The 26633-nt window shown below is 54.9% G+C and carries 20 protein-coding genes; 3 read left to right on the top strand and 17 right to left on the bottom strand.

The features are described from left to right. The 13 genes from WMW72_RS21220 to WMW72_RS21160 all read right to left on the bottom strand — a co-directional run bounded on the left by WMW72_RS21220 (position 1) and on the right by WMW72_RS21160 (position 15891). Positions 1 to 825 (bottom strand): TatD family hydrolase, encoded by an 825-nt coding sequence (locus WMW72_RS21220; protein ID WP_341417566.1) that lies wholly within the window; start codon positions 823 to 825, stop codon positions 1 to 3. Then, positions 822 to 1397: an RNA 2'-phosphotransferase gene (locus tag WMW72_RS21215; RefSeq protein WP_341417565.1), complete on the bottom strand. Its 576-nt coding sequence runs from the start codon at positions 1395 to 1397 to the stop codon at positions 822 to 824. The genes WMW72_RS21220 and WMW72_RS21215 overlap by 4 nt, the downstream gene beginning before the upstream one ends. A gap of 208 nt (positions 1398 to 1605) precedes the next feature. After that, positions 1606 to 2244, bottom strand: a complete 639-nt coding sequence (locus tag WMW72_RS21210; protein ID WP_341417564.1) for a hypothetical protein — start codon at positions 2242 to 2244, stop codon at positions 1606 to 1608. A 66-nt stretch (positions 2245 to 2310) separates the two neighbouring features. Beyond that, the gene (locus WMW72_RS21205) at positions 2311 to 3603 is read right to left on the bottom strand and encodes an AAA family ATPase (protein WP_423227574.1); all 1293 of its coding nucleotides are present in this window, start codon (positions 3601 to 3603) and stop codon (positions 2311 to 2313) included. A 2-nt stretch (positions 3604 to 3605) separates the two neighbouring features. Beyond that, entirely contained in the window at positions 3606 to 5051 is a 1446-nt protein-coding gene (locus WMW72_RS21200) for an RtcB family protein (protein ID WP_341417563.1), read from the bottom strand. Between the two features lie 370 nt (positions 5052 to 5421). Beyond that, positions 5422 to 6420 carry a Gfo/Idh/MocA family protein gene (locus WMW72_RS21195; RefSeq protein ID WP_341417562.1) on the bottom strand — a complete coding sequence of 333 codons (999 nt, stop codon included), beginning with the start codon at positions 6418 to 6420 and terminating at the stop codon, positions 5422 to 5424. 209 nt (positions 6421 to 6629) lie between these two features. Then, complete coding sequence (locus tag WMW72_RS21190) at positions 6630 to 7253, bottom strand: SGNH/GDSL hydrolase family protein (protein ID WP_341417561.1); 624 nt, start codon at positions 7251 to 7253, stop codon at positions 6630 to 6632. A gap of 100 nt (positions 7254 to 7353) precedes the next feature. Then, positions 7354 to 8889 (bottom strand): extracellular solute-binding protein, encoded by a 1536-nt coding sequence (locus tag WMW72_RS21185; RefSeq protein ID WP_341417560.1) that lies wholly within the window; start codon positions 8887 to 8889, stop codon positions 7354 to 7356. A gap of 74 nt (positions 8890 to 8963) precedes the next feature. Further along, positions 8964 to 9839 carry a carbohydrate ABC transporter permease gene (locus WMW72_RS21180; protein WP_341417559.1) on the bottom strand — a complete coding sequence of 292 codons (876 nt, stop codon included), beginning with the start codon at positions 9837 to 9839 and terminating at the stop codon, positions 8964 to 8966. A gap of 12 nt (positions 9840 to 9851) precedes the next feature. Beyond that, on the bottom strand, positions 9852 to 10817 hold the full coding sequence (locus WMW72_RS21175; RefSeq protein WP_341417558.1) for an ABC transporter permease: 966 nt from the start codon (positions 10815 to 10817) through the stop codon (positions 9852 to 9854). A 90-nt stretch (positions 10818 to 10907) separates the two neighbouring features. Beyond that, a complete protein-coding gene (locus WMW72_RS21170; protein ID WP_341417557.1) occupies positions 10908 to 12689 on the bottom strand; it encodes a cache domain-containing sensor histidine kinase in 1782 nt (593 codons plus the stop codon). A gap of 51 nt (positions 12690 to 12740) precedes the next feature. After that, a complete protein-coding gene (locus WMW72_RS21165) occupies positions 12741 to 14357 on the bottom strand; it encodes a response regulator transcription factor (RefSeq protein ID WP_341417556.1) in 1617 nt (538 codons plus the stop codon). Between the two features lie 130 nt (positions 14358 to 14487). Next, positions 14488 to 15891 (bottom strand): FAD-dependent oxidoreductase, encoded by a 1404-nt coding sequence (locus WMW72_RS21160; protein ID WP_341417555.1) that lies wholly within the window; start codon positions 15889 to 15891, stop codon positions 14488 to 14490. 141 nt (positions 15892 to 16032) lie between these two features. Here WMW72_RS21160 and WMW72_RS21155 point away from each other — a divergent pair, with 141 nt between their 5' ends. Beyond that, positions 16033 to 17073, top strand: a complete 1041-nt coding sequence (locus tag WMW72_RS21155) for a LacI family DNA-binding transcriptional regulator (RefSeq protein WP_341417554.1) — start codon at positions 16033 to 16035, stop codon at positions 17071 to 17073. A 76-nt stretch (positions 17074 to 17149) separates the two neighbouring features. On the opposite strand, the gene WMW72_RS21150 is transcribed toward WMW72_RS21155, so the two are convergent. Continuing rightward, complete coding sequence (locus WMW72_RS21150; RefSeq protein ID WP_341417553.1) at positions 17150 to 18016, bottom strand: AraC family transcriptional regulator; 867 nt, start codon at positions 18014 to 18016, stop codon at positions 17150 to 17152. A gap of 118 nt (positions 18017 to 18134) precedes the next feature. On the opposite strand from WMW72_RS21150, the gene WMW72_RS21145 reads away from it, so the two are divergent. Next, positions 18135 to 20402, top strand: a complete 2268-nt coding sequence (locus tag WMW72_RS21145; RefSeq protein ID WP_341417552.1) for an FAD-dependent oxidoreductase — start codon at positions 18135 to 18137, stop codon at positions 20400 to 20402. A gap of 106 nt (positions 20403 to 20508) precedes the next feature. Here WMW72_RS21145 and WMW72_RS21140 read toward each other — a convergent pair whose 3' ends face one another. Together WMW72_RS21140 and WMW72_RS21135 are read right to left on the bottom strand one after the other, a co-directional pair. Further along, positions 20509 to 22023 (bottom strand): M23 family metallopeptidase, encoded by a 1515-nt coding sequence (locus WMW72_RS21140; RefSeq protein WP_341417551.1) that lies wholly within the window; start codon positions 22021 to 22023, stop codon positions 20509 to 20511. Positions 22024 to 23090: 1067 nt separating this feature from the next. Further along, complete coding sequence (locus WMW72_RS21135; protein ID WP_341417550.1) at positions 23091 to 23384, bottom strand: Dabb family protein; 294 nt, start codon at positions 23382 to 23384, stop codon at positions 23091 to 23093. Positions 23385 to 23610: 226 nt separating this feature from the next. On the opposite strand from WMW72_RS21135, the gene WMW72_RS21130 reads away from it, so the two are divergent. Beyond that, complete coding sequence (locus WMW72_RS21130) at positions 23611 to 25074, top strand: hypothetical protein (RefSeq protein ID WP_341417549.1); 1464 nt, start codon at positions 23611 to 23613, stop codon at positions 25072 to 25074. Between the two features lie 75 nt (positions 25075 to 25149). Here WMW72_RS21130 and WMW72_RS21125 read toward each other — a convergent pair whose 3' ends face one another. Continuing rightward, the gene (locus tag WMW72_RS21125) at positions 25150 to 26589 is read right to left on the bottom strand and encodes a nicotinate phosphoribosyltransferase (RefSeq protein WP_341417548.1); all 1440 of its coding nucleotides are present in this window, start codon (positions 26587 to 26589) and stop codon (positions 25150 to 25152) included. Positions 26590 to 26633 lie beyond the last annotated feature (44 nt).

Below are 26633 nucleotides of genomic sequence, written 5' to 3'. Positions count from 1 at the left end.
CTACTCCAAGCCGAAGAACGCCTTGGCCGTCCGCGTGCTGTCCCGTGCGATCTCATCAGCCGGTCGACCAGTGCAGCTCGCCACGGCTTGCAGCACATGGGGCAGATACACCGGTTCGTTGCGGCCGTCCCGGGGCTTGACCGGCAGGTCGCGCGGCGTGAGGAACGGCGCGTCCGTCTCCAGCATGAGCCGGTCTGCGGGAATCCGCTTCACCAGCTCCCGCAGATGCCTGCCGCGGCGTTCATCACAGATCCAGCCAGTGATGCCGATATGCAGTCCCATAGACAAATAAGCGGACAGCTCCGCTGCACTTCCTGTAAAACAATGCACAACCCCGCCTGCCAGCCTATCCCGGTGCGACCTAAGCAGAGCCAAGAAATCTTGATGCGCCTCACGCTCATGCAGGAACAACGGCAGCTTCAGCTCGCAGGCCAGCTCAATCTGGGCTTCGAACCATTCACGCTGCACGTCGCGCGGCGAGAAATCGCGGTTATAGTCCAGCCCGCACTCCCCGATCGCCACCACCTGTGGCAGAGCCGCCAGCTTCTGCAGCCTCGCAAGTGTCTGGGGTCCACAGCTCTTAGCGTCATGGGGATGGACACCTGCCGTTGCATACAGCTTGCCCGGATACTGCTCGGCATAGCGCGCGGCTTCCTCGCTGCTTCGCATACTCGTTCCGGTGATCATCAGCGGACTGACACCGGCTTCCGCAGCTCTAGATACGATTTCTTCGCGGTCCGTCTGGAACGAACGGTGCATCAGGTTGACGCCGATATCGATCAGTTGGCCGTGTGATGGTCCCTTAGCAGGAATACCTTCACTCATGAATGCTCGCCTCCTTCCCCATCCGCTATCTGACGAAGACATACCGGCGGAATAGCAGCCGCCAGCCACACCTCGTTGCCCGCATAATAAAAGGTGATACCGTGGCGGCGAGCTTCAGAGGTATCCACTTCTAACATCACCAGATTTCCCCGCCTGCGTCCCGCCATCACCGCAAAATGCTTGCCCGCTGACAAATGTACATAGCTGCGGCCCATCGGCCGCAAGCCTTCGCGCCGGATGGACCCCATTACGCTCTCATTCGTCCCGTGATACAGCACGGGAGGCGGCTCGGCCTCTTCATAAGCCGGCTGCAGGCTGCTGTGTCCGTATCTGGCCCGGATGCGGCCTTCGGCGAGCTCGAATCGTTGCTTGTCGGAATTCCGAACCACCTGTTCGATATCCGCCAAGGTCAGTCGAGACCAATCGGGCAGCCTGCGCAGCGCCTGCAGCAGCTCTTCCGCATCACAGGAGCCATCGGCCCCGTCCAGCCTGATGCCGAAGGATTCCGGGCTATGACGTAAAATCTTCGTCATCAACTTGCTCAATGTTTTTTCCCTGGCTTCGCTCAACATACAAAATCTCTCCTTTCTCTCTACTAGCTTCGTTCGTCCGTACATGGAGGTCCCTTCAGCAGAATTTGGCCACTGAGCCTGTTCTCCCCTCAAGCCGTCGCGGGAAAAACAGGATCAAGTGCAACACTCTCCGTATCTTCGCAGCAACCGCAAGCCCTGTGAAGAATAGCTACCTTCATCTTGTGCGATAAGCTTCATCCGTCAGTGTCTACCCGCGCCGTCTGGCCCGCAGGATACGTAACAAGATGACCAGGCCAAGGCTCGCAGCCGTCATCGCGGCTCCAATCATCCCCCACCGGGGCTTGGGGAGCATTCCCCACGAGGGAGCATCAGCAGGAGGGGATTGCACGGTGATGCCACGGATATGAGCAGTCTCTTCGAGAAGCTGATCCGCAGTTGACCGTGCGTTGTGCGTAGCTTCTACCACCAAGCCAGCCTCAATGGGCAATGCTGTAGTGAAGCTCTCATTCAGCAGCACAGGCTCAGGCCCGTCTTGCTTCAGAAAGACCAGATATTCTCTCCCAGGCTCGAACCTCGTTGACAGATCCGGGCACATGTCCTCCAGCGTTCGCTGACTGGACCTCGTGGCAGGGAGACTCGCTGTCTGCGGCGCCACGCCCTCCCCCACGTAACGGATGACCCGTAATACCGCCTGTCTTCCTTCCTGATGGGCAGCAACAACCTCGCCATACAAGATCGCCTCAGACTTCTCGGCCAAACTGTGATACGACCAAGCCTCCGGACTGCAGGCTTCCGCCTCCGGCAGCGCCCAAATCATCGAGATCATGCCGAGCAGCAGAACGGCCCCGCCATACCAGCCTGCTCTCCATCGTCTATACCTGTCCAAGCGTCATCACCTCACGAAAAGTTCCTTTCACCCTTGGACGCAGGTCAAGATCGAATAGTTACAGTCCTAATGCCCGCTTGCCAGAAAACCTACCGCAGAATCCGGCTTATCCCGCAGCCAGGTCTGCCGCCGGCTCTTGTCGAGCTCCTGCCTCATCGCGCGGACCAGCGCGTGCAGCTCCGCACGGCCCTCCGTATGCCACTGCAGTGCTGCGGACACGTACAACTCGTTGAGCTGAGCGCAGGTGAACTGATCGGTCAGGCGTGCCGCTTCAGGCAGCGCTTCCTCCCCGATCAGCCGGCCGAGCTGCTTGCGCCGCAGGTAAGCGAGACGCAGCTCCTCGTCCGGCAGCGTCATCTCATAGGCGCGGTCGAAGCGCCCCGCCCGGTTCATCAGCGCCGGATCGATCTGCTCCGGGAAATTCGTCGTGCCGATCAGGAAGATGCCTTCCTTGGAGGTCGCCCCATCCAGCGTGTTCAGGAAAAAAGACCGCGCATGCTGTGGCATCGAATCAATATCCTCCGCCACCAGCACCATCGGCGCCATCGCAACTGCCGCCTGGAACACCTCCTGGATCGAGGCGCTGCTCGTATGCTCCGTCAGCTGCCAGTACGCGACAGGCGCAGAGATGCTGCCTGCAATCGACTTGACCAGCGTCGTCTTGCCGTTGCCCGGCTTGCCGTACAGCAGTATCCCCCGCTTGTACGGCACGTCGTACAACTGGTAGAACGACCGGTCCTCCGCGAAAAATTGGTCGATCGCTCGGAAGATCTCCGTCTTCAGCCCCTCGTCCATGATCACGTCCTCCCGGTCCACCGTGCGGGTGATCGGCTCGATCTGCCGCTCCATCCCGTCCCTCGTATCGGTGAACACGGTGACCTGACGGCGGTCCTGCTCCCGGCGCCGGGCTGCCGTGAAGGCGAGAAAGGACTGCAGAGCCTGGTCATCGCGGGCAAAGACGAAGTCCTCGCAGCTTAGCCCGTGCTGGCGGAATACCGGAACCCGGGCCAGCGCCACGCCCCAAGCCGGATAAGCAAATACATTATTGCGTAGCGAGCTGTAGATGCGGTACCGCCCATCTGCTTCTCCCGCCGTGCCACTATCTCCGTCGATCGCGAACGCGCGGGACTCGACGAACTCGAAGATGCGCGCTACATGCTCGAGCCCTTCGTAGCGATGCCGGATATCCTGCTCCAGGAGCTGCCAGTAATCCTCGCTACCGTCATCGCATACGTAGGCGTCGAATTCATAGCCGTATAAGCCGCTTAATTCGAACCGGATGCGCGACAACACATCCTCATAGGCTTCCGCCGTCATAAACAATGTCTGAACCGCATGATCTCGCTTCAGTTCCTTCATATTTATACCCCCTTGATCGTCGCCAGCGGACGGCATGCCGCTACCGGAATGGCCAGCCCGGCCCCTTTGACGCTTTCGATAATTTGATCGACATCCTTATAAGCCTGGGGCGACTCATCAACGAGTCCCTCGAGCGTACGGTGGTTGATCACCACCTCATTTTCGGTCCCTACACCGAGCGCGGCTGCGAAGTCCTTCACCGATACGAGCTTCTTGGTCGCCGTTCGAGACCGGATCCGGCCTGCTCCGTGGCAGATCGAGTAATAGTTGTCGCGGCCTCCCGCCTGCCCGACCATGATGTAGGAGGCCGTTCCCATCGAGCCTGGGATCAAGGCCGGGTGCCCCGTTGCCAGATATGGCGCCGGATTGTCCGGATGACCGGCAGGCAGCGCGCGCGTAGCCCCCTTGCGGTGAACGAAGTGCACGCTTCCCTCCTGCTGCTCCTCCCAGGCATAATTGTGCATCAGGTCATACAGCGTCCGCATCTCGAACGCCGTGCCCAGCACCTCCCGGCACGCCTCGCGGATCGCGTAAGCGATCAGGTGGCGGTTCGTCACCGCATAATTCAGAGCGGAATACAACAGATGTACATAATCCTGTGCGGCCGGTTCAGCCAGTGGGGCATACACCAGTTTGGGATCGGCCGTTCCGAGACCCAGCTTGCGCATGACCTTCACCAGCTCCGAAGAGCCATACTGGCTGACTGCCCCGCCCCAGGCCCGGGAGCCGGAGTGGATCATAACGACGACCTGCCCGTCGAACAAGCCCCAGCTTTCGGCCACGTCACGGCTGCGCTCGTCAATCTCCACCGCCTGCAGCTCGGCAAAATGATTGCCCCCACCCAGCGTACCGAGCTGGCGGTGAGCCCGGTGCCAGACCCGGTCCGGGAACCGGTCCAGCACGCTCTCGTCGAAGCTGTACCGGGAGCTTTCCACATGGGACAGCGAGGTCGACTTCTTCGGTGTGTAGTGGTCCGGCACATACTTGTGCGGGAGACCGTGCAGCCCCTTGCGCACGATATGCTCCAGCCGGATATCTGAATAGTGCCCGCGTGCATGCTCCTCGGCAGGCAGGTACCGGTCGATGGCCTTCACCAGCTTGCGGCGCAGCTTGATATCCTTCAGCTCGTCGCGATGTATATTGGTCAGGTGCACCCTCATGCCGCAGCCAATATCGCTGCCGACGATCGAGGGCGATACGAAGCCTCCTTCTGAGGGCCAGACGGCTGTAGTGCCGATGCAGGTGCCTACCCCCACATGCACATCCGGGGTATAGCTCATATACGTCAAATTCGGAATTTGCAGATTGTTGTTAGCCATGGCGAATACCTGGTAATCCAGCGCGCGGAATAGCTCTTCATTGGCGTAGACATGCAGCTTTCCGGCGGGCAGCTCCAGTTCACGGTAATAAGCGTCTAGGGCTTCGCCTGTACGTTCGTTTACGATCATAAATTCAAACATTCCTCTCATAGTCGGATAACACAAATAACCGTAAGCCTCGTCGCCTACGGTTATGAAGAACAAGCGGCAATCTCGGGTACGGGCGGGCGCAGCAGCTCGCGCTTGGCTCTCCCGATCCTAGATCCGAACCCGCATACACAGCCCCCCGTAAGGGTCCTGTATGCGATGCCCTGGCTCTATGTGGTCCGACAAGGCCGATGCGACGCGCCCGCGTATGAAGTTAGGTACAACAGATGCAAGGTTCTTAGCGAAACGTCAATCATGTCGATCGGCCTCCTTTTCATCAGAATGTACAATCAGTATAACCTGCTTCCAGCCAAATCGCTTGGGAAAAAATGATTGTTAATCAAGTTTACCTTCAATCCTGCGTATAAAATCCGCGGGTCAGCTCATCCATCACCCGGCTCGTCCGCATCGCGGAATCACCTGTACTCGCACAGCTTCCTGTCCCCCGCAGCTCGTTCACCATCGTCTGGATCAGCGGCTGCTGGATATGAGCCGGCGCCTCGAAGGGGAAGATCTGCACCCCGTCCGCCGTCTCTAGGCGGATCGGCTCGTGGCCGAACGTGGAGAAGACGAGCTTACCCTTGGAACCGACAATCTCATTGCGGTCCTCATGGGCATAAGCCGAGAAGCACCAGGTTCCGCTGCCCTGCACGCCGCTCTCGAACCTGTACGTACCGGTCACCGTATCCTCCACGCCCGGGAAGCGTCCTTCCTGATTGACGGCGATGCCCTTGGCCTCGGTAATCGGACCGAACAGGAAATCCAAGACATCCAGCGTATGACTCGCCAGATCGAAGAAGAGACCGCCTCCGGATTGCTCCGGCTGCAAGCGCCATGGCACCTCACCGTTCCGAAGCTGCGGGGAAGTTTGCGTCTGGTAGGTGCTGACGAAGCGTACCTCGCCGATCGCTCCCGCCTCCAGCAGCTCCTTGACCTTCAGAAAGCGTGGCAAGCCCCGGCGGTAGTACGCGACATAGAGAGGAACCTGCGCCTCCCGGCAAGCCTGGATCATCTGCTCGCACTCCACTTCATTGAGCGCCATCGGCTTCTCGACATAGACCGGCTTGCCGGCCTTGGCCGCCGCCAGCGTGTAAGCCAGATGCGAGCCTGGGGGCGTCGCGATGTAGACGACGTCCACCTCCGGATCGTCGATCAGCGCCTGTGCATCCGTGTACCAGCGCCCCACTCCATGCCTGCGCGCGTAATCCTCCGCCAGCTCGCCATTGCGCCGCATCACGGCGACGAGCTCCGAGCCGTCCGCCTTCTGCAGGCCGGGCCCGCTTTTGATCTCCGTTACATTGCCGCAGCCGATTATCCCGAATCTGACCTTATTTCCCGCGTTTGTCATCATAGCTGGAATCGCCCCTCATGTCCTTATTCTCTTGGCCCATTCTAGTTTATTGTAGCATGACTTCAGAGGCACAAGGCAGAGAGTTTAGGGGATATTGCATACCAGAGAGCCAATACGTGCTCTAGAAACCTTCACCCGCCTTAGCCTAGAACCCGTCAGAGAGTCTGGGTCAAGCATCTGCTCTACCAGGAAGCTGCATCCCTCCTAAGCTAGATACGTTTTAGAAAAGGAATGGCCATGGCTGCAATCCGCTTAAAGCCCTCTCCATTGGGATGCAGCCGGTCATCGCTTAGGAAGCCTAACGTGAACCGATTGAAGCCGCTCTCCGTGTACAAGTTCAGTACAGGGAGCGCATACCGGGCGCCAATAACTTGGATGGCCTCTACATAATCCTCCAATCGGTGGCCTTGTGCATTCACGGAATCGATGCCATACCCGTCCTTGTCACGCTGGAGCGGTGTCCATAAGTTGAGACGACACGCGGGATTTTTGCTTAAAATATCCTCAACCAAGGTGACATATGCCCCATAGAACGTATGGATATCCTTCTCTTCCTGCCGGCCCATCGGTTTATCCAGCCGAAAATCATTCGTTCCCGCGAAGATCGTCACACAATCATACACAGGCTCCATCTGTCGTCCGATATGCACGGTAGCCCCATCATCCGAGTCTCCTCCTGCGGTGAGTGGACACCCGCTTCTGCCTTCATTCCGAACGGTAGAGAAACCAAGCGCTGCGCTTACCAAGGTTTGATAGCCACCTGCTGCGGAGATGCTATCTCCCAGCGTACACCAGCTTTTCCCCTGCCATTTCGAATGCTCATTAGTCTCCATTGCTCTTCCTCCATATACAATCCGTTTGCTTTAGCAAAAAAAGAAGAGAACCTGCAGCAAATATTTGCAGGCAAGTTCTCTCTCCTCGGGGCGGCTTTGCTTATTTCTTCGCGGTTGCGTACCAATCATTGACTTCCTTGTAGCTGGCGTCTCCGCCGGCTGCTTTGAATTTTGCTTGGAAAGCTTCCAGCCCGCTGATGGATTCCGCACCGAAAATAAGCTTTGTCGTATAGTCTCCCACCATCGTGTTTAACTGCTGGAAGTTTTTCGAGAATTCAGGCAGGTAAGGCGCGAATCCTAACGGGTCATTAATTCGGGTACTCTCCGGTTCAATCTTATTCATGAAATTCCATGCCTCGAATAAACGCACATCCTTGCGAACACGTGCCTGCCAGTAAGTGGGATAGTTTTTATCGTCTGTCCCCATCAGGAAGTTGTTGGCTTGATTGCGCTCTTCCGTAAAGATCGGTTGAATCGGTGTATAAGCACCGTCCTTGAACGTGTAATGCTTGCCTTCTTGACCGATGGCCATCTCTTTGAACGTTGCGCTTTCAAGCTTGGCATTCATCCATTTGATCGCATCCTCCGGATGCTTGGATGCTTTGGGAATGAAGGTAATGCGATCAAAGCCTGTTGCAGCGTTTAAGCCCGCCTTGCCATCCTTTCCTTTTAACGCAGGAAGAAAGGCAGCCTTGGCTGCAGCATTATTTTTGACAAGCGCATCCGTCACGGCAGGCACATCGGCCCAGTGAAGAATAATCATACCGGCTTTGCCGCTTGCGAACTTCTCTTTTGCCGTTGCGTCTTTATTGGCGGCGGCCTCTTTGTCGAGTAAGCCTTGTTTAAAGAGCTCCGAAGCAAACGCGACATAATCTTTGTACGCAGGATCCAGAATACGCGGTGTCAGCTTCCCATTCACATCATTCCAGAAGGTCGGCATGCCGAAGGCACCCACAATGTTACTGATGAACATGGCATCGCCTTTGATCGTTAACGGGATGTTTTTATCGCCATTGCCACCGGGATCTTGCTCTTTAAACGCTTTCAAAACAGCAACCAATTCATCCAGAGTCGTGGGAGCCTTCATGCCTACCTTCTCAAGCCAATCCTGTCTCACATACAAGCTTTCCGCTGCATAAGGAATGGTTTTCGTCGGGATGGCATACAGCTTGCCGTCTACCTTCGCCGCCTCTAGAACGGCAGGGTCAATGGCTGCTTTGATATTCGGCCCGAATTTATCGATTAGCGGTCCAAGGTCGGTCAGGGCGCCTTTTTTCGCATAATCCGCATATAACGCTTTGAAATCTGTTCCGCCGCCTGTCGTGATAGCATCATAAGGCTCACCGGAAGCAATGAGAATATTCAGCTTATCCTGCGCTTTATCCTGCGGCAGCATGTCATACTTCACTTTGTAGCCTGTTTTTTCCTCGAGAAATTTTGCAACCGGATACGTATTGTAGTCGTCCTTCTGCCAAATTTGCAGCGATTTTAATTCAGGCTTTGGCACGGCGGTTGCTGCTGGGGCAGAGCTGTTGTCTGCAGGCGTGCTGCTCTTGGAGGAGCAAGCAACTAATGAGGTTACCGACAAGCTTGCTGTGAGCGTTAGAAGCACGGCTTTATGGTGTTTTTTGAACATGTGCAAACCTCCATTGGTCATAGATATTTTGATCATGAACCCCTTCGTAAACTCCATAATGGGATCATGCAAGTTCACCCTTTTACCGAACCGATCAGAACGCCTTTCACAAAATGCTTTTGCAAATAAGGGTACACAAGCAGCATCGGAATGATGGAAGCGATGACGGTTGCCGCCCGAATGCCTTCCGGTGATACGTTCATCATGTCGTCTACGCTCTTGTTCACGGCATTCGAACTATCCGCATCCATCACGATATCACGCAAGTACAGCTGCAGCGGCTTCAGACCTGCATCATTGATGTAAAGCATCGGATGGAAGTAATCATTCCAGAAGTACACGGCATAGAAAAGAGCAATCGTTGCGATGACAGGAACGCTCAATGGAATGATAATCCGGAAAAGAATCGTAAGGTTACGGGCACCGTCCATTTTGGCGGATTCCTCCAGCGCCTCCGGCAAGGATTCATAATAGCTCTTGATGACAAGCATGTTGAACACGCTGATCAGAGCAGGCAGTATGAGGGACCATAAGTTATTAATAAGATGCAGCTGCTTCATCAGCAAGTAATTCGGGATAATTCCTCCATTAAACATCATCGTGAAAATAAATAGCAGCATGATAAAGGAAATGCCGGGCAGATGTCTTTTGGACAAAGGATAGGCAGTCAGCGCTGTGATCAAAATGGCCAGCAGCGTTCCTGCAACCGTAATCAGCAATGAAATACCGATCGAATGAAGGAACTGGCTGGAAGAGACGACGTATTTCATCGTATCCAGCTGGAAGCCAACAGGAAAAATACCCACTTTACCGGAAACTACGGCTGATTCCTCACTGATCGCTTTGGATAAAATATTGACGATCGGCAGCAAGGTCGCTAAGCCGCAGAGGAGCAATACCAGATAGATAAGAAAGTCTAAGGACCAGTCGCCAATCGTTTTTTTGTGCATATTCGCCACCTCCTACCAAATACTGCGTTTGATCAGCTTTTTACTCAATTCGTTGCCGGCTACGATGAGGATGAACCCGACGACGGAGTTGAATAATCCGACTGCCGTACTGAAGCTGTAATCCTGTTGGCCAAGACCTTGGCGGTATACGAACGTGCCGATGACATCCCCCGACTGATAGACGATGGAGTTATACATCGTGAGTATTTGCTCCGTACCCGCCTCCAGCAAGTATCCCAAACGTAGAATGAAGATCAGAATGATCGTCGGCAAGATGCCCGGCAGCGTAATATATAGCATTTGCCGAATGCGTCCTGCTCCATCGATAGAGGCCGCTTCATACTGCTCCTGCTCAATTCCTGCAATCGCTGCGATAAAGATAATGGCATTCCAGCCGGATTCCTTCCAGCCTGCTGTAAATACAACGACGCTGCGGAAAAACTGGTTGTCCAGGAAGAAGGAGATCGGCTCTCCTCCGAACCATTGGATCACATTGTTCACCATACCGCCTGCCGGAGATAAGATATTAATAAACAGCCCGGATATAATGACCCAAGATAAGAAATGCGGAAGAAAAATAATGGTCTGAATCGTCTTCTTGAACAAGACCTTACGAACCTCATTCAAGAAAAGCGCAATGAGGATCGGTACCGGAAAAAGGAGCACAATCTTGTACACACTGATTAGCAGCGTATTGATAAAAACCTGATAGAACTCTTCGGAATTCATGAGCTTCCGAAATTGATCCAGCCCTACCCACTGGCTCCCCGCAAACCCATCGAAGATATTGAAGTCCTGAAACGCGATGATAATGCCGTACATCGGCGCATATTTGAATAGCAATAAAAAGATCAATCCGGGCACTAGCAGCAGGTACAAATCATAGTTGCTTAGGATCAGCCTCCATCGGCTTTTCCCCTTCGAGACTGGCTTGGCGTGAGCTGTCTGTGCTTCTAGCTCGGCTTGTGTGGTACTCATCAATGGCTCACCTCCATGTTCTTATAGGATCATTATATCGGTGGGCATCAATGGGATGTAGATGGTAATATTTCTGTTTCTGGTGCAATCTTATGGTTTTCGGATACGCATACGAACCACTACCGTCGTTCCTTCACCCGGCCTAGAGTATATCGTCAGTCCGTAGGGCTCTCCGGCGAACAGCCTGATCCTTTCGTTCACATTATACAGACCGTACGAGCTTCCTGAATTGTCCGATTTCATAGGAGGACGAGGCTGCGTCAGCAAGCTTTGCACAAGCTGCTCATCCATGCCGATGCCATCATCTGTGACGGAGAGGAGCAGATCGCCCTCCTCTTTTTTCGCTTGAACAAGAATGGAGCCGGTCTTGCCCTTGGATTTGCGTATTCCGTGCAGAATGGCATTCTCCACAATGGGCTGAAGCGTGAGCTTAGGCATTTCCACAGCATCAAGCCCGTCTTCCATGTCGAATTGAACCTCGAAGCTTTTGGGAAACCGGCTTTGCTGGATCTCCAAGTACACCTTGGCCAAGTTAAGCTCATCGGTTACACTGACCAAATCCCGGCCTTTATTGAGACTGAGGCGGAAATATTTAGCGAGGCCGGTGATCATTTGTGAGATCTCGGGCGCGTTATGTCCGATCGCAATCCAATTAATCGTATCGAGCGTATTGTACAAAAAATGCGGATTAATCTGCGCTTGTAAAGCCCGAAGCTGCGCTTCCCGCTCCTGCACCTTGGATTGATAGGTTTCCTCCATCAAGCCATGCACTCTGCGGATGAGGTGATCCACACTATGTTCAAGCAGCTTAAAGTCGCCACCGGCGTTTAATATGCGATCGTCCAGACTTTCAATGCCGCCTCGTTTAATCGTCCGGATGACCGTTTGAATGCGCCGGTTCATATTGCGAACAATCATCGCCAGCAGGATGAACACGAGCAGCAAGAACAGAATCGTCACGGTCGAAATAGTCGCTATCCCTGAGAATTGATTCAGGGCTACAGCCCGGGAGCTAATCTCCGATTGCGGCACCTCGGCTACCAGCTTCCACCCGGTGGAAGCTACCCTCGTATAGATCGCGAATCTCGGATCCTTATCATCGGGCAGTCGCACAACACCTTCATCACTTTGAGCAATCGTTTCGAATTGCTCGGTTTCCATCATCTTTTGGCCGAGCAGCGATTTGTCCGGATGCGACACGATCGTACCATCGCTCGCGAGCAAATAAATGTTACCCTCTTTGGTTAATTTAATTTTGCTCAAAATATCGGTAATCGTTTTTTCAGCCATATCAACGAGCAGCACGCCGGAAATTTGATCGTAATGATGCAAATCCCGTAGCATTCTTGCAGCTGAGAACACATACGCCGGGCCGCTATCGATGAACGACTCCAGATAAGCACCCGACCATACGATGGCGCCTCCTGAATTCATAACCCTGTCATACCAAGGCCAGCCCGCCAGACTTTCCTGTGTAAAAAAGTTCACCCGTTCGCCCGTAAATAAGCGATCCCCGTTCACGAACAAACGAACCCGGAACACCGTGCTATTCGTCTGAGCACTATCGACCAAAAATCTCAATTCTTTGAGCGACTCCAGCTGCTGCTGCATCGTGGCTTGACGGTTTAAGTATTCTGCAAGCATAGGGTTCATAAATAACGTATTGGACGTATCCCGGACCGAATCGAACTGAAAATCCAAGTTAATGCTCGCCTGCTTGAGCGTCTGCAGCATCGTATTGGTTACTTCCTCTTCCAAGATGTGAGAAGACCGCTGGGTATGCGCCACAAGCAGAATAGCTGCAGGAATGAGAATAACCATCACATAGACCAGCAGCCAGTACTTAGCTGTCAACACAGCGTTTATGAGCAACAACACATAATTCCAACAACGAATAAGCAACCGCTTCATCTGGCACCCTCTTTACATCATCTGGTCGCGGTATGCACTTGGCGTAAGTCCGGCGTACTTCTTAAACAGCTTGCTGAAATAGCTCGGATCCGAGTAGCCGACTTGGTAACAAACCTCGTAAAACTTGTTGCGGGGATCGCTGAGCAGTTCCTTTGCCTTCTCAATTCTCACCTTGGTCATATACTCGTTAATGGTTTCACCGGTTTCCTGCTTGAACAGCAGGCACATATAAGTCGCAGACAAATACACTTCCTTGGCAATATCGCCTATCTGCAAATTCTCCGCGTAGCGCTGCTCGATTAAAGCATGAATCCGTTCAATGACGTTTTTCGGCTTCCCTTTTCTCTTCTCCTCCATGCAGTCACAGACTTGCAAGAGATGGTCTTCCACAATATCCCTAAGCTCGGCCATCCGCTCCTGCTTGAAAATGCGCTCCCATACGTCTCTTTCCTTCCTTTCCATCTCGGGTCCTAATAAATTTACCTCTTGCAGCAGCCGGCTTGTCAGCAAAATTAACTGTAAGCTAGCGTTTCGTCCACTCGCGAACCCTTGCCTGCGGTTCTGGGAAAGCGGGATAAACACATCGTCCAGTTGAGCGTGAAGCGCCTCCCTATCCGCAGACTTGATAACAGACAGGATACGCTCTCCCTGTGCGGAATCGAAACGGTACGAGGCTTCGTTATCATGCTGCAGATGATCGATGGAAATGATCCGGTTCTTGCCCAAATACCAGCGATGGTCAGCTGCTTCCTGTGCCTGGTTGTACGATTGCGGCAAAGCCGCTAATTCGGAGATTCGATCGCCTACGCCAATTGTCACGCTTATTTTCAACCATTTCAGCAAGCTGTCTCGAATGTCCTCCGCAACACCGAGCAGCAGCTCCTCCTGGGTATCCTCCTCGCCCATTCTCAGAATGCCTACGAATTCGGCATTGCGATTTTCGAAAGCATATCCCTGCATGGAGTTCCCGATAATTTCCTGGATAATATTCAGAATCGAATAGGATAACAGCTGCTGGTCCCTCTCGGAGCGTGTCGCCAAAACTTGAGCGCTATCGTCGATTTTCACAACGATGATCCAATAGGTAGCCTCGACAGGCAGATCCAGCCCTAGAAAATCAAGCCGGTCCTGGATTCTAGCCGGATGCGGAATCCCGTCGCGAATGAGTGACATCAGAAATTTTTCGCGCAGCAAAGGCATGCTTTGTGTCAGCTTCACCTGCATATCGACGATATAGGTACGTTCTTGCTGAGCCTCCTTTAATTCTTGGACGACCCGTTCAACAACTTCAGCTAATTCCAGCCTATCGACAGGCTTCAATATATAATCCACCGCACTGACCTTCAGAGCAGATTTCAAGTAATCCGCATCATCATGCCCGCTCACAAACACAATCTTCATCGCTGGAAAGCGCGACTTCACCTCGTGCGCAAGCCGAATCCCATCCATCTGCGGCATGCGAACGTCCATCAGCACCATATCGGGCTTGAGGCTCTCAATCACTTCCAAGCCCACGTCGCCATCATCCGCATCTCCAACAACCTCAATGCCATAGTTGCCCCAATCAAAATAAGTTATTAAGCCATGACGGACCGTAGGCTCGTCATCTACAATTACGAGTCGAAACATGCTCTATCCAGTCCCCCTTATCCTCTTGCATGTAACTACTATACTACGAGATCCGATACATCCCGCTATCACAAAAAGACCGTCTCCTCTGCTCGGGGCAGGTCGGGGACGATCTTCCGCAGTTATGCCATTAATGACTTTCCTCGTCGTATTCAATATGGCCGGAGGCTACGGCAACGGCTTCCGCCTTGCCCGGATGTTCGCCCAGCCATGCTCCCTGCTCAACCAGCTTAGCCTGAAGCTCAGCGATGTTCACCTCACGGAAACCTCCACCTGTGACGCTTGCCATCGCTGCAGCCGTGCCTGCCGCTTGCCCCATCGCAAAGCAGTTTGGCATCACGCGAAGCGAGCCCTGAACAGGGCGATCGGACGAAACCGAGCGTCCGGCGACGATCAGATTGGATTTCCCTTGCGGCAGCATGCAGCGGTAAGGAACGCCATGGGATTTGCCTTTGGGCAGATGCTTAATCACCATGGTGCTGCTGGCATTGGCAAGATGAATATCAATAAAATACGCATTGCGGGCAATATCATCCTCGAATGTCCGCATGGAGATGAAGTCGTCCACGACGAGCGTATAATCTCCGGCGATGCGGCGCGTTTCTCTGATGCCGATTTGATCTCCGGAGTGGACCAGATGGATCTGTTCGAACCCCGGCACATATTTACGCAAAAATTTGATTTGCAGATCAATCAGCTTGCGCCCTTCGACCGCAGCATACGTTAAGTCTTCTGCACGCGTACCGTCAATCCCGAAGATATGACCAAAGTTAAACCCCGCAATCGAATCCGTAATCCACGCGATACCGGATACACGTTTGCGGCCTTCCGGAAGATCGCCATTTTGCTGTGCTTCCACAATCGTTTTGTCCAATTGCTGCGACTGTCCGGTGTCCTTACAAAATTGATCAAAGCGAGCTTTATCCGCTCCTGTCACCACATAGCACATCGTGCCGGGCTGCAGCTCTCCGTTTTCCCCGCCTGTCTGGAACGGCACGCCGGCCAAGGCCGCCAAATCCGCATCCCCGCTCGCGTCGATGTACAGCTTAGCCTGAACAACGGAACGCCCCGATTTGTTGCTGATGACCAGTCCACGGATGCGATCCCCTTCCAGCAGCACCTGATCGGCTACCGTGTGGAACAACAGCTTGGCACCGCTTTCCAAAACCTGCTGATCATAGACCCGCTTCAAGGTTTCCACATCGATTGGCACCCAGTCCAATTGCTCCTTAAATCGTCTATGGAAAGCGTCTCCTGCCTCCCGCTTCATTTCATTTAATAAGTCCAGACCGATCCCGCGTATAATCGGCTTCTCCCCATCGGAGTATGGACAGAAAGCCGGAACTAACGCAGCTGTTCCCATGCCCCCTAAATACCCCCGCTGCTCAATCAGCAGGGTGTCTGCTCCATTACGTGCCGCTGCCATCGCAGCAGCAACACCCGATGCGCCGCCGCCTACAACGACCACATCCGGGGTATAGGAAACCGGCAGCTCAGATGAAATGGTAATCGTTTGTGCCGTTTGTTTGCTCATGGGCTCTACCTCCACGTTATCGGATAGCTTTATTATAAGCTGCCCCTAACGTGAAACTAGTTTAATTTTAGTTTAATCAAAAAAGAGAACATGCTACGATAGAAGCCAAGCAAGCATCCTCCCGATCAGAGGTGATCTTACATGCCTATACGCAAGCAGGTAACCCAAAAAACGATCGCCAAAGAGCTCGGACTTACGGTACAAACGGTCTCTAAGGCCTTAAAAGGTAAACCCGGCATGTCCGAGACGACCCGCCAGCTTATCCTGCAGACGATGGAGCAGCGGGGGTATTTGACCAAGGATCAACTCCGCAGCTTGCGGGCTGAGCACATCGTCCCTTACCCTGTAGAAAACTTGAGATTCCTGCTCGTTCAAACCGAGGCATCTGTGACCTATAATGCGCGCTTAATCGAAGGATTGCGCGATCGATTCGCTTCCTTCGGCCACCATATTGAGACCTGCCAGCTGCCAACCTCGATCCGGGACAAAGCCATGTCCGGCTGGATCGAAGAGCATGGCCTCGCCTATACCGACGGTATCTTTATTGCTCCAAGCCTAACGCCCAAAACCTGGGAGGATGAGCTTCTGAAGCTGCCGATCCCCAAAATCTTACTAAGCTATCCACCGCTCGGCACCAAGGTAGACAGCGTCATCTGGGACATTTATGAGGCGACCTTCCAAGCCGTGGCCTACCTGTGCTCGATAGGTCATGCCAACATCATGTATGTGGGGGATACGCACCACAGACGGGGGTTTATTTTGCGCTGGCAGGCGTTTCTGCATGCAATGAATGAGTTTGAGGCGGCCATCGATCCCCTCATGCATTCCATTGATGCACGGGATACGAATCCGCATTGGGTTGAAGACCTGCGTGCCAAGCTTGTTCGCTATCAGCCCACAGCCATCATCTGCGGCGTCGACAGCGAAATCCCTGCCGTGTATCAGCTTTGCACCGAGCTTGGCCTTCGCATCCCCGAGGATATTTCCCTGGTCGGCATGCTTCATGAGCAGCCGGACTCCCTGCCGGAGTTTACCCGGCCGCTGCTCTCTGTACGCCAAACCGGGTATCGCGCCGCCGATCGCATGCTCTGGCGCATCGCCAATCCTACCTTGCCGTGCGAGCACATTCGCATCCAAGGGGAGCTGTGGATTGGCCGGACAACGGCGGAACCCCCTAGGTAAAGTCGGTTAGCTTAGCGATAACCTCTCTACTGGACTCTATCGTGGTATCCACGTAACCCACAATGCTGCTTGAGTGTTATACCCGATGCAGCCTTCTATACGCCGACGGCGTCATCCCTTTCTTCCGCGTGAAAATCCGGCTAAGGTAATATCCGTTCTCGTAGCCGCATTGCGGAGCAATCTGCTCGAGGCTTAGGGACGTTTCCTCCAGCAGACGACAGGTTCGGCTCAGGCGCAGCTCCGTCACAAAATCCATCGGCGTAACGGCGAAGGCCGCCCGGAAGCGCCTCGTCAGCTGGACCGGCGTCACCTGAAGCTGTCCGGCCAGCCCGCGCAGATTGAGCTCCTCGCAGGCATGCTCCAGGATATAAGCCCTCGCCCGGTCCATGACAGAATCGCCGGAAGACGGCAGAGAAGCGTTCGGCAGCTCTGGCGACTGCGGCATCCGCTCCAGCAGCGTCCACAGCCACAGATCGTTGACCGCATGGGTTTTCAGCAGATCACGGGTTTGCCCAAAGCCAGCGGCTTGTTCATGCAAGAGCCGGCAGGTCGAGGCGAGCCGTTGCTTGTCCTGGAAGGTCCAGCATCCCGCCAGGCTCGTGATCCTCTGCGCCATCCCTCCTAGCCCGAAACTCCAGAATGAAGGGATACCTGCGTCCTCCATATCCCCCTCTCTTGCCTCCACTTCCTGCCTCCCTGTCTCCAGCTCCAGATGAAGAAAATGAAACGATACCGGCTCCACCACCTGGCGGTGAAAGCGAACCTGAGGCGGACAGATGACCACGTCACCCACGCCAGCTTCTCCCGCATGCTCCCCAATCCGAAACCCGAAGCTTCCCTCCTCCGGCACGAACATCGTCCAGTACGTATAGATGTCATGCTCCAGCGCAAATTGATGCTTCCGGTGCCAATATTTATGAGATATCAGTCTGACCGACTGCATGGCAATCACCTCTTTACTTTATGAAATAAAGTATAAATGATTTTGAAATTCTATGCATTACATTACAAAAACGATTGTCATATGATGAAATTATAGACATTATACAAATCCGGAAGAGGTGTCCGATATGCTTCAGGAAACGATAAAAGCGGATATTACCGTAGTAGGTGCCGGTTTATCCGGGGTCAACGCCGCCATTGCCGCCGCCCGTCTCGGTCAGACGGTTACTCTCGTGCATAACCGCCCCGTGCTCGGCGGCAACTCCAGCAGCGAGGTGCGCGTCTGGGTATGCGGGGCGACCGCTCACGGGACGAACCGCTATGCCCGGGAGACCGGCATCATGGGCGAGCTGTTCGTCGAGAACCAGTACCGCAATATCGACGGCAATCCGTATATGTGGGATCTCGTCCTGCTGGAGGCCGTCCGCGCAGAGCCGAATATCCGGCTGCTGCTCAACACGGATGTACATGAAGTCGAGGCGGAAGGCGATGCGGACAACCGCCGCATCCTGTCCGTGACCGGCTGGATGATGGGCTCCGAGCGCCGGATTCGCTTGGAGAGCGAGGTGTTCCTGGATTGCACCGGGGACGGGCTGATCGGGTTTCTGGCCGGCGCCAAGTACAGAATCGGCCGCGAAGCCCGAAGCGAACACAACGAGGAATGGGCGCCCGAGGTTGCCGATGACATCACGCTCGGCAGCACCCTGCTGTTCTACACCAAGGATGCGGGACGTCCCGTTCGCTACCACAAGCCTTCCTTCGCCATCGATATCGAGAAAACCAGCATTCCGCTGAAACGCGTGATCCGCAGCGGCGACAATGGATGTGCTTACTGGTGGATCGAATGGGGTGGTGAGCTCGATATCGTCCATGATAACGAGCGCATCCGCGATGAGCTGTGGGGTGTGATTTATGGTGTCTGGGACTATATCAAGAATTCAGGCCAGTTCGATTCGGAAAACATGACGCTGGAGTGGGTCGGCTCGCTGCCGGGCAAGCGGGAATACCGCCGCTTCGTCGGGGATTATGTGCTGAATCAGAACGATATTCTGGCCCAGCGTCCATTCGAGGACCGCGTCGCCTTCGGCGGCTGGTCGATAGACCTGCATCCACCCCAAGGCGTGTATTCCACCGAGAGCGGCTCCAAGCATCTGCATGCCGACGGCATCTATCACATTCCGTTCCGGTCGCTCTACTCGGTCAATGTCTCGAATCTGCTATTCGCCGGGCGCAATATCAGCGCGACGCATGTGGCCTTCGGCACGACCCGCGTCATGGCTACGTGTGCGGTCGGCGGCGAGGCGGCCGGCACCGGTGCCGCTCTCTGCGTGCAGAAGAAGGTCACTCCGCGCACGCTGCATGCCGAGCATCTGGAGGAGCTGCTGCAAACGATGCTTCGTCAGGACGCCTCCATCATCGGCATTCCGTCGAGGGACCCGCTCGATCTGGCGCGTCAGGCTCAGGTGAAGGCATCCAGTACGCTGACCGGCCTGGCCGTCACGAGCTCGGCCCAGACGTATCCGCTGGCTTCCGGCGATGTGGCGCTGCTGCTTCCCGTCGATCCGGCGCTGAACGGTCTGGAGCTGCTGATCGATGCCCAGCAGGCTACCACGCTCACCGTGGAAGCATGGAACACCGGACGCGGAGAGAATTATGTCCCTCATACGCAGCAAGCGACAGCTACAGCGAGCGTAGCCGCGGGTCAGGAGCAGTGGGTGAGCTTCGACCTGACCTGGGCGCCGGATGAGGCGCAGAATGTCTTCGTTATCATCCGGGCCAATGACTCCGCCTCCGTCCACCTGTCGGCGGAGCCGCAAACCGGCGTACTACCGCTGTACCGGCAGCAGGCTCATGCGGCCGCCTCGATGCTGGAGGATCACTCGCCCGAGCAGCTGGTCGTGCAGTGGAGCATGCGGGGCCAGACCCGGCGGCCGTTCTGCTTCCGGCTGCCAGCCGGGGCGGGCACCGAGGCCTTCCGGCCGGAGAACGTGACCGACGGGTTCAACCGGCCGTTCGCTGGGCCGCATCTCTGGAGCTCCGAGCCGCTAACCGCAGGCCAGCCGGAGTGGCTGGAGCTGAGCTGGAGCGAGCCTCAACGGCTTGGGCGCGTCGAGATCATTTTCAACGATGATGTGAACGAGGACCTGATCAATCTGCATCACCATCGTACCGACTTCGAGCTCATCCCTGAGCTGGTGAAGGATTACCGAATCGAAGCCCGTATTGGTGGACAATGGCAGACGGTCGTCACCGAGCGGGACAACCGCAAGCGCAAGCGAGTGCATGCGCTGAGTCAGCCTGTGGCTGCCGAGGCGCTTCGCCTCGTGGTGGAATCGACCAACGGCGCTCCACGGGCCGAAGTCGTGGAGGTTCGGGCGTACGCGTAACGCATACAGCTGATCTAGAACAAGCAGAGCCGCCTTCCGTGAGGAAGTGCGGCTCTTGGTTTGTTGGGTATGCATGCTGGTCGTAACGAGAAGCAGCAACGCCGTGCTACGGTTGCTTTCCACCCCAACCAAACGGCGTCTTATCCATAAATAAATTCGGATTGGCCTGTACATTATGCACCCAGAACGTGAAGTGCAGATGGGGCCCTGTCGAGAAGCCAGTCGTGCCGACAAGCCCGATGATGTCCCCCTTCTTCACGCGGTCTCCCGTCTTGACGTTCAGCTTCGACAGATGCGCATATTGGGAGAACAAGCCCATCCCGTGGTCGAGGTAGATGGAGTTGCCCGTCAGATACAGACTATCGGCGAGAGCGACGATGCCGTCATTCGTAGCCTTGATCGGCGTACCCTCCTTGGCGGCCAGATCGATCGCCATATGCGAGCCACTGAACTTGCCATTGACATAGCGGGTGTAGCCATACGGGGTCGTCAGTATCCCTTCCACGGGAACAACGAACGGCCCCTGGAACAAAAATTCCGGCTGCGATTTGCTGCGGGCCGCGTTGATCTTCTGTTGATCCGCATCGATCCGCTTCGTATCCTGGCGCATGCTGTTCATTTCCTCGGTTACCTTCAGATACTGCGTCTCGAAGCGCTTCGCCACGATCTTCAGACTCTGATCCCCAATCGCATAGCTGCCCGGCTTCACATCCATCCCGATGGGCAAGAAAGTAAAAAATCCGGCCCCATAAGGCTGCAAGGCATAGGTTTTCCCCTGCCACTGTACCTCGCCCGCCTGGCTGTGCCTCACAAGCACCGTATCACCGGGGCTGGCCGTGTCCGGCATCAACAGCCAAGCCGAGACGAAGGCCCACTTGGCCTGCTCCGCGTCCATATACTGTGCGGCTTCCGTCTGCCGCTTGGACAGCAGCTCCTTATCTTGAGCGATAGCCGCCCGCACAGCCTCCGTTACCTCGGTTTGCCAAGTGCCGCCGCCATCGGCCGTTACCAGCAGCTTTCCTCGCAGCTCGCCGGTGTCCTGCACGAGCGCCCAACCGATGCGGTCCGTCATGAACTGGACCTGCTTCACCGTGTAATCTGTCCCTTGAACGCGCACTGACGTCAGAGGGGCATGATCACCTTGCAGACGCAGCCATTCATACGATGGCGGGACTGGGCCACCGCCCGCTGTGGGGTACTGTACGCGTATGACGCTTCTCCCTTCTGCCCCCGAACCGGTAATCACCTTCCCCTGCTCGTCCCCCTGCCCCTGGACAGGTGCGCCGGGCGAGGCCGTCTTGCCATCGGTCCCGGCAGCCTGCGCGCCTGTAGCTTTAGCATCGGAAGCGCCGCTTCCGCTCTGGCTTACGCTCTCTTGGGCGGAAGGCGATCCTGCGGCAGGTTCCTCAGGCAGCACATCCGTCTCCGTCCAGGTCATGCCGCTGTCTGTCGTCGTCTTGATCCCGTCCGTATAGCGGACCCAGCCGCGATCCAGATCGTTCATGCGGAATTCAACCGCTTCCTGGTAGCGGGCGGCGGGCGGCGCGCTGGAGGTAAGGCCCTCTTTGTCCCCCTTGAAATTTTCCTTGTTCGCCAGATTTATGTAGATGGCCAATCCCATCCCCAACATAGCTCCACATAATCCAAGGAACAGCAGCCTGGGGCGTCTTGGACTTCGATTGGAACCTAACCGTCTTGTTCTCGACGTATGAGCCTCTGAGCTTCTTTGTTCTCTTTGATCGGTCATGTAACGCTCTCCTTCCTGACCGTTTGCTTATGCGTTCACTTTTCATCTACTCTTATGGTACAACGATTGCTTACAGCAAACAACCGTATCCGGTCATGGTCGAATACGGCTGATACGGGTGCTTCCCGGATTCGCACTTTATACCTTTACAGTTATCCTGCACAACTATGATTGCTAAATAATGAGCTAGCCAGTATATGTTCGTGCTGATCCAGAAAAACGATGTCCATTTCTCCATCCGGCAATTGATTACGTGCTACCTTTAATAGAGTAAGAGGAAAGTAACGTACTTGAATTGATTTTTCGGTGTATGATGATTGGTCCACCCTAACCAAAAGCTTATTTTCCTTCAGCTCCAGTGACTGCACCTTTAGGGTATGCATCCCGCTTTGCTGATGACCCTGTGTTAAAATGAGGACAAATTCATGGCAAAAATCAACATGATCTAATTCTTTTGGGGGAAATGCTTGGGAGATGGAATCGCTTGTTGTAATACCAGGGAAAGTAGAGTAAAACTGCTCTATTTTATGGATAGGGATAAACGTTTCCCCAATAGCCTCTGTAGGTTTCCATGCGGTAAAGCTAACGTCGGGTAGAAGAATCTCATAGGCGATTGTCGAAGCACCCGCATTTTCCTTGGTTGCGGTTAGATCACTTTCTTGAGCACGGGGGCAACACCATATTAAACATAGAATGACAACGGCTGTTATGACTTTACCTATACTAGATCACCTCTCCTAGTCTAGATCCCTGCTATAAATAGTAACATTGCTTATTTTTAATTAAAACCATATTTTTATTTAATTGTAAATTTTAATCATAAGAAATGATGAATAGAGAAATGAAACACAAATGACCCGTGAGAAAGCACTTTTTAAAGTGTCCATCTCACGGGTCACACTTCATAGCAGGGTCCTGCTATTGCTGCATCGCTATACAGCTTAAATTTCAATATCCACAACGATGCTATCGACGCGGCCGACTTCGCGGATATAAGCGGCAACAGCCTGGTGATCCGGATTCGGGCCATAGGCTTCCAGCGCGGCCTTGTTCTCGAAGCGGACAGACAGGACGATCTGGTAGCCCTGGCTTTTCTCGGAGAAGTTAATGCCGGCTTGCAGATCGACAACGCCCTGCAGCTTGCCGCGCAGCGCCTTGAAGCGGTCTGCCACTTCCTGCAACTGCTCTTGCGTCGTAGTTTCGCCGAATTTTACGAGTACGATATGATCGATCATGGGATGGATGCTCCTTTGGGTCAGTAGGTTAATTGTTCCTCTCACACTTTACTATAGCGCGGGTGGTCTCGCAAGTTGAACGGACAGATTGCGGGCATTCACTATTCGTATGCCAAACTATTCATCAGGCATATATTCCAGTTCACCCGCTGCAACGCAACTTCCTGCACGCCAGCTCGTTTAATCGTATGTACGTTACACTCGATCCCCCGAGGAGGTTCAATCAGTGAGCTTTTCTGTTCAACCGGCCCGTCTAAGACGCTTGCTGGGCGCATTTCTGCTTCTGCCGCTCCTATGGAGCTCCGCACCCCTATCACAAGCTGAGGCCAGTGCTGCAGCAGTGGTCACGATCCCTGATTATACGGTCAAGGTGAATGGCTCTACGATCGATAATGTGCGCCAGCGCTACCCCTTCCTGGTATACAAGGATATCACCTACATGCCCTTAACGTGGAGCAACACGCAGGCACTGGGCATTCAGGCCGATTGGCAGGGGACGGAAGGGCTCGTCGTATACGAGATACATCCCATCGGCAATGGGGCCGACTGGAAGCCTGCGGCTCTGGAGCAGGATCTGTCCGGCTCCAATTCGCCCCGCCGCAAGTATCAAGCTTCCGTGGCGGAATATCCGATCGCACTGCCTGGCGGGCAGAAGCTGGACAATAGCAGCGAGCCCTACCCGTTCCTGGAGTTCCGCGATGTCACTTACATGCCGCTGACCTGGCGTTTCACCCGGGAGCTGCTTCAGCTCGGTATCGACTGGGATGAGTCTGCCGGGCTTAGCATTACCGGCGGGCAGTGGCTAATCGGCCGCATCTTCTATGACGATGCAGATGACCTGTACGCTTATCCCCGTGTCTTCCTGGACAAAGAAAAACGTGCGCTGAAAATTTCCAAGAAGCTGCAGGAGCCGCCGGTCTGGGTCAATGAAGCCGATACGAGAACAATCGAAGAAACGCTGTACAATGGCAGACGGGACGCAGGCTCACAGCCTGTCGAGCTAAAGCGTACCGGCAACGAGCTGTACAGCGGCTCCAAGCTGCTGCGCAAGCTGAGCGATGAAGACCGGCACATTCTGGGTGATAAGCAGCCGATCTATGAGGCCGTCCGTTTCCCTATCGATGACAAGAAAGCCATCGTCTCACTCCATATTTATTGGCCTATCGCGGTCATCGGCCCTCCGCCCGGACGCTATTATCTTTATTTGGAGCAGGAAGGAACATTCACCGAGCTGACAGACCTGGTCTTCCCGCCAGAACGAGTTCTACTCAATCCCGACGGCACGGTCTGGATTGTCAAGAGCTATAACGAGCTGCGTTACGGCCCGGCTGTCCTCTTCCTGCTGGATACACAGGGCAAGCTGCATAGCGTGAATGACAAGCTGGCCAGCCCGCAACTCATTACGCTCGGGTCGCTGAATAAAGATCTGAGCAATCCGGCAGCAGCCGACGGCAGCCTGATCGTGCAAATGGCCGATGGGATGTATAACCCTGATCGCAATCCTACCGAGGGACGGAGCATTTACCGCCTGGATACGAGCCTACATGCGACCAAACTGAATTATCCCGTTGACGGTCAGCTCTATATGGGGACCGGACATGAGCTGTTCCTACTTCGTCCAGGTACGAACACCCTCATCGACCTTTCCCGCAATCTGTCACGCACATGGCTGGACCAAGAGGTATATTAACCTCCCACAACAAAAAAATACAAAGGCAGGCGCTCCCGGCACCTGCCTCCTTGTCTCGCTTACAGCTCCTTAAGCTTAAGCCTTATGCGCAGCGATCAAGTCCATCTTGAGCTGCCACGCCGCCGTGCTGAGATCGACCGGATAGCCCTCGGGATGCAGCTTGCGCAGATATTCCGGCCAGAATAGCTCCAGCTGGCTCCGGTGATAGCTGCGGATTTCCTCCAGCGTAGGCAGCTCGTAGACGAGCTCCCCCTGCTCGAAGATCGGCTTCAGCAGCGGAATCGCCTCGTAATCGTCGATATGTTTGTAGATATAGGGATGGACCGGGTCAAACAGCTTGATCCGCTCCCCGCGCCGGACGTCTTCTTCCCCCATCAGAGCGATGTAATCCGCCTCAGCCTTGCCCGTCTCCCTGTTAATGATCCGGTAAGCTTCCTTCAATCCCGGATTGGTTACCTTCTCGGGATTGCCCGAGATTTTGATCACGGGAATCATCTCGCCGCCACGTTCCCTCGCAACCAGCTTGTATACACCGCCAAGCGCCGACTGATCCCCGCCGGTAATGAGCTGGGTCCCGATACCCCAGCTATCGACGCGCGCGCCCTGGGCCTTCAGGTTGAAAATAATGTTCTCGTCCAGATCATTCGAAGCGACGATCTTGACATAAGGCAGTCCGGCATCATCCAGCATCTTGCGCGCCTTCTTGGACAAATACGCGGTATCCCCGCTATCCAAACGGATCGCCTGCATCCGCTTGCCCTGCGCCTCCAGATGCTTGGCGGTCTTGATCGCATGAGGCACGCCGCTGCGCAGCGTATCATACGTATCGACCAGCAAGGTGACCTGGTCGGGCAGCGCGTCAGCGAACAGCCGGAACGCCTCCTCCTCCGAGTCATGTCCCTGCACCCAGGCATGGGCATGCGTGCCCTTGGCCGGAATGCCGAACAGCATGCCCGCCCGCATGTTGCTCGTCGCATCGAAGCCGGCCAGGTAAGCCGCACGTGCGCCCCACACGGCCGCATCCATCTCCTGCGCCCGCCGCGTGCCGAATTCCATCAGCGTGTCCTCGCCGGCCACCTGCTTGATACGGGCTGCCTTGGTGGCGATTAGCGTCTGGTAATTGAGCATGTTCAGCAGCGCCGTCTCGACGAGCTGAGCTTCGAAAATCCGCGCCTCTACGCGGACCAGGGGCACATTCGGGAAGACGAGCGTGCCCTCCGGCAGCGCGTACAGGCTGCCGGTAAACCGGAACTCGCGCAGCGCCTCCAGGAAGCCTTCCTCATAGCCCTCCTCCTGGGTGCGGAGGTATGCAAGCTCGGCATCGCTGAATCGCAGCGATTGGATATAACCCACGACCCGCTCCAGGCCTGCGGCGACGGCAAAGCCGTTGCCGAACGGCAGCTTGCGGAAATACGCCTCGAATACGGCCCGCTCGTCCTGCGAGCCTTGCTTCCAGTGGGCGTACATCATATTGATCTGATATTTATCGGTATGCAGGGCTAACTGTTGGTCCATCCTCCTGCTCGCCTCCTTGATTCTAGTTGTATAGGCGGATTTCG

It is taken from the genome of Paenibacillus filicis, from assembly GCF_038070315.1.
In the GTDB taxonomy this organism is placed as follows: domain Bacteria; phylum Bacillota; class Bacilli; order Paenibacillales; family NBRC-103111; genus Paenibacillus_G; species Paenibacillus_G filicis.
This window is presented reverse-complemented; position numbering and strand designations above follow the sequence as displayed.